The organism is Neobacillus drentensis (assembly GCF_036962765.1).
Classification (GTDB): domain Bacteria; phylum Bacillota; class Bacilli; order Bacillales; family Cytobacillaceae; genus Neobacillus; species Neobacillus drentensis_C.
This window is the reverse complement of sequence record NZ_JBALOS010000322.1, coordinates 1-7790: the sequence shown is the minus strand read 5'-3', so window position 1 is coordinate 7790 and position 7790 is coordinate 1. Positions and strand designations below refer to the sequence as shown.

Annotated in this window: 8 protein-coding genes and 4 tRNA genes; all 12 read left to right on the top strand. The window is 40.5% G+C overall.

Annotation, left to right across the window (positions count from 1 at the left end; translation table 11 throughout):
* The first annotated feature begins 39 nt into the window (after nt 1–39).
* A tRNA-Met gene (locus V7137_RS28350) sits at nt 40–116 on the top strand.
* A 26-nt stretch (nt 117–142) separates the two neighbouring features.
* Nucleotides 143–232, top strand: a tRNA-Ser gene (locus V7137_RS28345).
* 24 nt (nt 233–256) lie between these two features.
* Nucleotides 257–341: transfer RNA gene (locus V7137_RS28340), tRNA-Tyr, on the top strand.
* A 3-nt stretch (nt 342–344) separates the two neighbouring features.
* Nucleotides 345–415: transfer RNA gene (locus V7137_RS28335), tRNA-Trp, on the top strand.
* Between the two features lie 353 nt (nt 416–768).
* Complete coding sequence (locus V7137_RS28330; protein WP_335701153.1) at nt 769–1053, top strand: hypothetical protein; 285 nt, start codon at nt 769–771, stop codon at nt 1051–1053.
* 21 nt (nt 1054–1074) lie between these two features.
* Complete coding sequence (locus V7137_RS28325; RefSeq protein ID WP_335701152.1) at nt 1075–1680, top strand: nucleotidyltransferase family protein; 606 nt, start codon at nt 1075–1077, stop codon at nt 1678–1680.
* 318 nt (nt 1681–1998) lie between these two features.
* Nucleotides 1999–4161, top strand: coding sequence for a xanthine dehydrogenase family protein molybdopterin-binding subunit (locus V7137_RS28320; RefSeq protein WP_335701151.1), 2163 nt, complete (start codon nt 1999–2001; stop codon nt 4159–4161).
* Nucleotides 4158–4634, top strand: coding sequence for a (2Fe-2S)-binding protein (locus tag V7137_RS28315; protein ID WP_335701150.1), 477 nt, complete (start codon nt 4158–4160; stop codon nt 4632–4634). Before V7137_RS28320 ends, V7137_RS28315 begins: the two co-directional genes overlap by 4 nt.
* Entirely contained in the window at nt 4619–5488 is an 870-nt protein-coding gene (locus V7137_RS28310; protein ID WP_335701149.1) for an FAD binding domain-containing protein, read from the top strand. The genes V7137_RS28315 and V7137_RS28310 overlap by 16 nt, the downstream gene beginning before the upstream one ends.
* A gap of 27 nt (nt 5489–5515) precedes the next feature.
* A complete protein-coding gene (locus V7137_RS28305) occupies nt 5516–6310 on the top strand; it encodes an XdhC family protein (protein WP_335701148.1) in 795 nt (264 codons plus the stop codon).
* Nucleotides 6311–6633: 323 nt separating this feature from the next.
* On the top strand, nt 6634–7275 hold the full coding sequence (locus V7137_RS28300; RefSeq protein ID WP_335701147.1) for a helix-turn-helix transcriptional regulator: 642 nt from the start codon (nt 6634–6636) through the stop codon (nt 7273–7275).
* Nucleotides 7276–7292: 17 nt separating this feature from the next.
* Nucleotides 7293–7790, top strand: a 498-nt coding sequence (locus V7137_RS28295; RefSeq protein WP_335701146.1) for a pyruvate, water dikinase regulatory protein, incomplete at its 3' end; no start/stop codon positions are given.

Here is a 7790-nt window from a genome sequence, read left to right as displayed (position 1 = left end):
TCCCCCTAGACTCCACCAATATTTTTAAAATAATATTATGGCGGTGTAGCTCAGCTGGCTAGAGCGTACGGTTCATACCCGTAAGGTCGGGGGTTCGATCCCCTCCGCCGCTACCAAAATACGAATTTATATATTTTATTATGGAGGAATACCCAAGTTTGGCTGAAGGGATCGGTCTTGAAAACCGACAGGCGGGTAACACCGCGCGGGGGTTCGAATCCCTCTTCCTCCTTTTTGTTTTCTTTTCTTTATATGTGGAGGGGTAGCGAAGTGGCTAAACGCGGCGGACTGTAAATCCGCTCCCTCCGGGTTCGGCGGTTCGAATCCGTCCCCCTCCACCATTTAGGGGCATAGTTTAAAGGTAGAACTAAGGTCTCCAAAACCTTCAGTGTGGGTTCGATTCCTACTGCCCCTGTTAAATAATGCTCAACAAAAATTTCATAGCAAAAGCTATGGGATTTTTTTTATGCCGCTTTGGCTGAATTAGCAAACGCATACGATTCAAAATCGTGTTCCGTGAGGAGTATCGGTTCGACTCCGATCACCGGTATTTTTAATAGGAACGCTCAAAAACTCACAAATGTTGTTAGACCAACGTTTGTGAGTTTTTTTTGTATTTGTGAAAAAGACTGAAAAGGAAAACAGTTTTTTACTTCCTTCAAGAATGTGCCCCTTAAAGTACAAAAAGCAGGTGAGGTAATCGTCTATTAAAGAATGATATATAATAAGGATTATCAAAGAAAAATGACATTGAAAGGAGGGGGAAAAATGGATAAAGATGTGAAAAAACAAGTAGGCAAGGAAAAATCTAAAAGCAAAAGAAACATAGAACAAGATCTTGGTTGTAAAGTAGTTTCGCTTGTAGCTAATAAGAAGTGGCTTTCATTACCTAAAGAAACTCGAAATGAGTTAGAGAGAAATGTCTGGTGTGGAAATTGTTGTGATGCAATTCAAATTGAAAATTACACCATTAGTGAAACAAAGTTTGGCATTACTCTGGATGGGGAATGTAGTCGATGCGGGAATAGAGTTACAAGACTAATAGAGGATTAAGATCAATTTATTTTGTAGAAGGTGATAAAAATCGAAGCGATTGTGTTAGCTGCAGGATATTCCAGCCGAGCGAATGCATTTAAAATGACTTTGCCACTTGGGCAAATGAGCGTGTTGGAGCAATCGATATCTAAATTTGAAGGTTTATGCAGCAGAGTCATCGTCGTAGCTGGGTTTCAAGCGGAAATTATCCAAGCGGAAGTTGCAAAAATCTGCAATAAAAATGCCTTTTCATTTCAGATAAAGGTTGTTTATAATGAAAACTTTAACCAGGGAATGTTTTCTTCCATTCAAAAGGGATGTAACGAATTAAAAGCCCCAACCTTCTATATTACACCTGGAGATTGTCCGCTTGTAAAAAAAGAGACCGTTCAGCTAATAGCAGAACACAAAGGGAACGTAGTTATTCCCAGCTTTCATTATAAAGGTGGTCATCCCATCAAATTATCAAGTGAAGTGAAACAGAAAATTCTCGAAACCAATCCAGAAAGTAATTTGCGTGTGGTCCTTAACAGTTATGAAAAGCAGTATTTAAATGTAGACGATCCGGGAGTACTAATGGACGTGGATACACCGGAGGATTACCAAAAAGCAGTTAAGTATTTTCACGATTGTTATTCTGATTAATTTTATAAGTATTTATCAAGGCACAGGTTAACTCGATCGTCCTGTTTTAATGCAAACGGACAGATCGGTGGAGCTGTGTTTTTTAGTAGTGGATTATTTCCTACTATGTTGATTGAAGCGGAAATGAACAAACAAATTAAATGAAAATACTTAGTCAAAAATTCTTACATAAATAGGTAATGTATCCTGAAATAAATATATAATTAAAAACAACGAAATTATTGAATGAAATTAATCATAAAAAATCATTCTCATTTATAAAATCGAAGGAAGAGGTTTCTATTTAACTTTAAAAAAGAGTCGAAGGGTGTTGTTGGAATGAATCTTAAAGACATAAGCACCTCAGTGCCCAAAAAGGACCATAGTGGTAAAGTATCTGGCCAATTGGCCTATATTAGTGACGTAAAATTGGAAAATATGGTTTATGGTGTTTTGTATCGATCGCCAATTGCTTATGGAAAAGTCATTTCTATTCAAATACCAAACCTTCCGGAAGGGTATGAAGCGGTTGGTGCAGAGCATATCCCCGGCCCCAATTATGTCAAAATCATCAAAGAAGATCAGCCTATTTTTGCTAATGAATGGGTCAATTATATTGGCGAGCCGATCCTCATGCTTGTCGGAAAAGACCTGAATATCCTGTACAGTTTATTAAATGAAGTGAAGGTTGAATTAGAAGAACATCAGGCTATTTATACATTGGATGAAGCGATCACACAAAAATCTGCAGCCGGGGTTACTATGGCAAACTATGAGTTTGGGGAAAGCTTAGATGTCATTTCAGCAATCGAGCAGAGTGCCCACAAAATAATCGAGGAAGAATATGATACGGGTTATCAGGAGCATGTCTACCTTGAGCCACAAGGAATGCTTGCCATTTATAAGGATGATGAAATTGAAGTCCAGGGATCGATGCAATGTCTTTATTATATAAAAAATGCCTTGCTAAGCGCATTAGCCTGTGGTGACGATGAAGTCAGAGTGGTTCAAAGCCCTACTGGCGGAGGATTTGGCGGCAAAGAAGACTTTCCTTCGATGATGGCTTGTCACGTTGCCGTTGCAGCAAGAGCAGTCAAAAAATCGGTGATGCTAGTGTTCGACCGTTCTGAGGATATGGTGGTTACGACGAAAAGACATCCGGCCAAACTCAACTATCGAACGGCCCTAGATCAAGAAGGAAACATTTTGAGCCTGTGTGTGGACATCTATCTCGATGGCGGAGCGAATGTGGGTTTGAGTTCTGTCGTGCTGCAGCGCGCATTAATAAACAGCGCCGGTGTTTATAAAATTCCGCATTTTCATGCAAAAGGCTATGTCTTAAAGACCAATACCGTTCCGAATGGTGCCTTCAGAGGCTTTGGTGCTCCACAAAGCTTTGCCGGAATCGAAAGTCATATGGGCCATCTTAGTAAACTGGCAAACATCGAACCGCTTGCTTATAAACGAAAATACCTCGTCAAACAAGGAGACCCCACCATCACCAAAGGTATATTCCGCGATCCAATATTAGTAGAAGAAATGATTGAGGACCTTCTCAATTCGTCAGAATACAAAAAGAAAAAACAGGAGTTTCAGCGTTTCAATCAACAAAGTCAGCGCTATAAAAAAGGCATTGGAACTTCCTTGTTCCTCCACGGCTGTGGATTTACAGGCAGTGGCGAAAGAGATCATATTAAAGCAACAGTTAAGCTGGTTAAATCAAAGGACGACCAGGTCTCACTAAAAATCTCAAATTCTGATATGGGACAAGGCATTTTGACCACCCTAAGTAAAATTGTCGCCAAAGAACTAGACCTCCCGTACGAAGAAATTTTGTACCCTTATCCCGATACAAAAGAGGTTCCCGACTCCGGTCCGACAGTAGCTTCCAGGACGACGATGATTGTCGGAAAATTGCTTGAACGTGCCGCCAAAAAACTGAAGGACCAGTGGCAAACAGGGGTGGAACAGGAAGTAGTGGAGCACTATGTTCACCGTGAAATGATTCCTTGGGACGAGAAAACCTTCAATGGAGACGCCTACCCGGCTTATTCATGGGGCGTTAATTTCGTTGAAGTAGAAGTTGATACGTTAACAGGAAATGTAAAGTTAGAAAAAGTGTACGGCAATTATGAAGTGGGAAAGGTCATCGATGAACGGATTATGAAAGGACAAATTGACGGTGGATTAGCTCAAGGATTAGCGTATGGTTATCTAGAAAAGATGACGTCAAAGCAAGGCAGGATCCAACAAAAAAGCATATCGGATTATGGACCGCCGACTTCATTGGACGTTGTTCCAATCGAAAGCAAGGTCTTTGATAACCCCTATGCGGATGGTCCATATGGGGCGAAGGGCGCAGGTGAATTGACGTTAATCGGCGGCGCTCCAGCAGTCCAAGCGGCGATCGAGGATGCACTGCAAACTTCTTTTCGGCAAATTCCGATCACACCGGAAGTCATTATTGAAGGTCTTTGGGTGAAAGAAGGTGAAGAAGGTTGATAAAATTCACACTGAATGGGAGAACGGTAGAAACTGACGCCCCTGCCACAGTAAGATTGCTAGATTTAATAAGAGATAAGTTTGAGTTGATCGGGACGAAGGAAGGCTGCGGTGAAGGGGAGTGCGGAGCTTGCAGTGTTTTTGTGAATAATCTCCTGCAAAACAGCTGCCTTATCCCCATTGGCTCGATTGAGGGAGCCGATGTTCAAACGATAGAAGGAATCATGGAAACGGAACAATTTAAGATATTAGATGAGAGCTATTCCATAGCCGGAGGGGTGCAATGTGGTTACTGCATTCCTGGGATGGTCATGGCAAGTGCCGATTTATTATCCAAAAACCCTCATCCTTCGGAAGAAGAAATCCGTGAAGGTATTTCCGGAAATCTGTGCCGATGTACTGGCTACAATATGATTGTTGATGCGATTAACCTGGCAGCGAAAAAAGGGGACGGCTTATGGCAGAAAAAATAACTGCGTATCGCTTCGATCATTTAGACGAAACTTTGAGCCAATTGAACAAAGAAGACTGTGCAATCATTGCCGGTGGCACCGATGTCATGGTCCTTCACAAAAGTCGAAGGGGAGTGCCTCCGAAAATTCCTAAACCGATTATTTTTATTGATCATCTTTCTGAACTAAAGCGGGTGTATCAAAATCATAAGGATCTCCACATCGGTGCTTGCTGTACCTATAGCGAATTAATTGAAGACCAGTTAATTCCAATACCATTAAAGAACGCCATTAAAACTATTGCGGCTCCGGCAATTAGAAACAGAGGGACATTGGGAGGTAATATTTGCAACGCTTCTCCGGCTGGTGACACCCTGCCATTGTTATATGTATACAACGCAAAACTTTTGCTGCGCTCCGTTAATGGTGATCGTGTAGTAGCTATTAGCGATTTTATCCAAGGTCCACGAAGGGTGCAACGTTATCATAATGAAATTTTGGCAGAGATCATATTGCCGTCCATATTAGAAGAAGATTCTCATGTCGTTTTTGAGAAAGTCGGCAACCGTAATGCTGATGCAATTGCCAAAGTAGGGTTTGCAGGATATATCCGGATAAATGGTGCACGAATCGATGATGTTCGTTTTGCATTCGGGGCGGTCGGACCTACTATGGTTCGTTCTATTGATATTGAAAAGAAGTTGCTTGGGCATACCATACCATTAGCAGATGCAGACATCGCTCAGGTTGTGGCAGCCTTTGATAAGATCATTAAACCAATCGACGATCAGCGCTCCACTGCTTTATATAGAAAAACAGTCGCCTTAAATCTTTTACGTTATTTTCTGAGCATGAAGCAATATCAACCGAATTAATGGTTAAAAAAAGGGGGGGAGCTGTTCATGCTATTGATGGAAAAAGTGGCCATGCTGACGCGTCAAAACGAAACCTTTGCTTTAGCCATGATAATTGAATCAAAGGGCTCGACTCCCAGGCATGTTGGAAAAATGATTGTATACCGTGATGGTACGATTGAAGGTACTGTCGGAGGAGGCTTGGCTGAACACTATATTATCGAAGACAGTGTAAAGGCAATTCAAAATGGCCAATCGAAAATCGTTGAATACAAATTGAATAAACATGCAAAAGACGGAATTCAAATGAATTGTGGCGGAACGTTACGGGTGTTTATTGAAGTCTATACAAGCAGGCCTGAACTCGTTTTGGCTGGAGCCGGTCATTTAGGCTATGCGTTGGCAAAGCTTGCTGATTCCCTTGAATATTCCTATTGCATTGTCGATGATCGGGTTGGTTATTGTACGAAGGAACGCTTTCCTAATGCGACTAACCTTTTTGTGAACGAGGATATTGGAAAGGCCATACTCGCAGCCAACCTAAATGAAAAGTCATATGTGGTCATTGTTACAAAAGATCGTGATGATATTGTTTTAAAAACAGCACTGCAATTTCCAATAGCATATGTTGGGATGGTTGCCAGCAAGCGCAAAGTCATCACCATATTTGAAAAATTAAAAAGTGAAGGTGTCCCACAAGAACAGCTGGAGAAGGTCCATTCTCCCATCGGATTGGAAATTGGCTCGGAAACAACAGAAGAAATTGCCATCAGTATTATCGGTGAAATTATCAAAGTAAGCAAGGAAAACAAGCCTTTGAAAGTGAGACAATTAAATAGATAACTAGAAAAGAAGAAACGGTGGGGTAGGTTCTTTTTTGTCATTCGACCCAGAAGACTGGTATCAAACAAAAGATAAAAACCCTTGTAGGTTAATGCTTTGTATAAATCAAAGCATTGGCCTTTTTTGTTTTTATCATAATCAAAAATAATAGAAAAGTTACTAACAGAGCCTTTATTAAAAATAGTTTTATATTTTGTCAAAAAAAATTAAAACTTATTGTTTCGATTTTTGTCTCAATGTAATATACTATATACAAATAAGTATAACACATTTATAATAAACTCAATGAATATATCATATTTAATGTGATTAAGGTGGTGGTAATGATTAAGTTATCTAAACGCCAGGATGAAATCCTCGAGATTGTTAAGCAAAACGGACCAATAACAGGAAAAGAAATCGCTGAGAAACTTTCTTTAACAAGGGCCGCACTAAGACCCGACCTCGCTATTTTAACGATGTCAGGGAACTTAGATGCAAGGCCAAGAGTGGGTTACTTTTTTAATGAAAGCTATGAAACAAAGGAACAGGCGAAGAAATTCATTCATCAAAAAGTATCAGATTATAAGGCCCATCCGATTGTCGTTGAAAAATCCACATCTGTCTATGATGCGATTGTCCAGCTTTTCTTAGAGGATGTGGGGACACTTTATGCGGTGGATCCTAAAGGGCATCTAGCTGGGGTGGTATCTCGGAAGGATTTGCTCAGAGCATCACTAGGAAATCAAAACCTTAATGAATTACCAGTTAGTGTCATTATGACGAGAATGCCAAATATTATAACGATTAACCCAGAAGAAACCTTGCTCGAAGCAGCCAAAAAGATGATTCATAATCATATTGACTCCTTACCAGTTGTGAAGGAAGTAGAAGAGGATACAAGTACATATTTGCTAGTAGGCCGCATCACCAAAACAACGATCACGCGGGCATATTTAGAAATCATGGAGAACAAATCAAACTAAGGAGAGTGGCTGCCATTTTGGTACAGAAAGAAGTTGTCTATGTTGTATCGGACTCAGTTGGAGAAACAGCTGAGTTTGTGGTAAAAGCAGTGGCAACACAATTTAATGGCGGGCAGGTTGAGATTCGTCGTAATTCCTATGTGGATGACTTTGAAGATATTGAAGATATCATTTTATTGGCGAAAAAAGGGCCTGCTATTATTGCCTATACAATTGTAGTCCCATCATTAAAAAACTATTTAGATCACCGGGCAGAAGAAGAGGGTATCTTAGCTGTAGATCTCTTAAGCCCATTGATGAATGCATTCGAAACGAGCTTTCATAAACAGCCACACCACCGCCCAGGCTTAATGAGAAAATTGGATGAAGAATATTTTCGTAAAATTGAAGCCATCGAATTTGCCGTAAAATACGATGATGGCCGTGACCCGAGAGGCATTACTAAAGCAGATATTGTTTTAGTTGGAGTCTCCCGTACATCAAAGACACCTTTATCTATGTACTTAGCACATAAA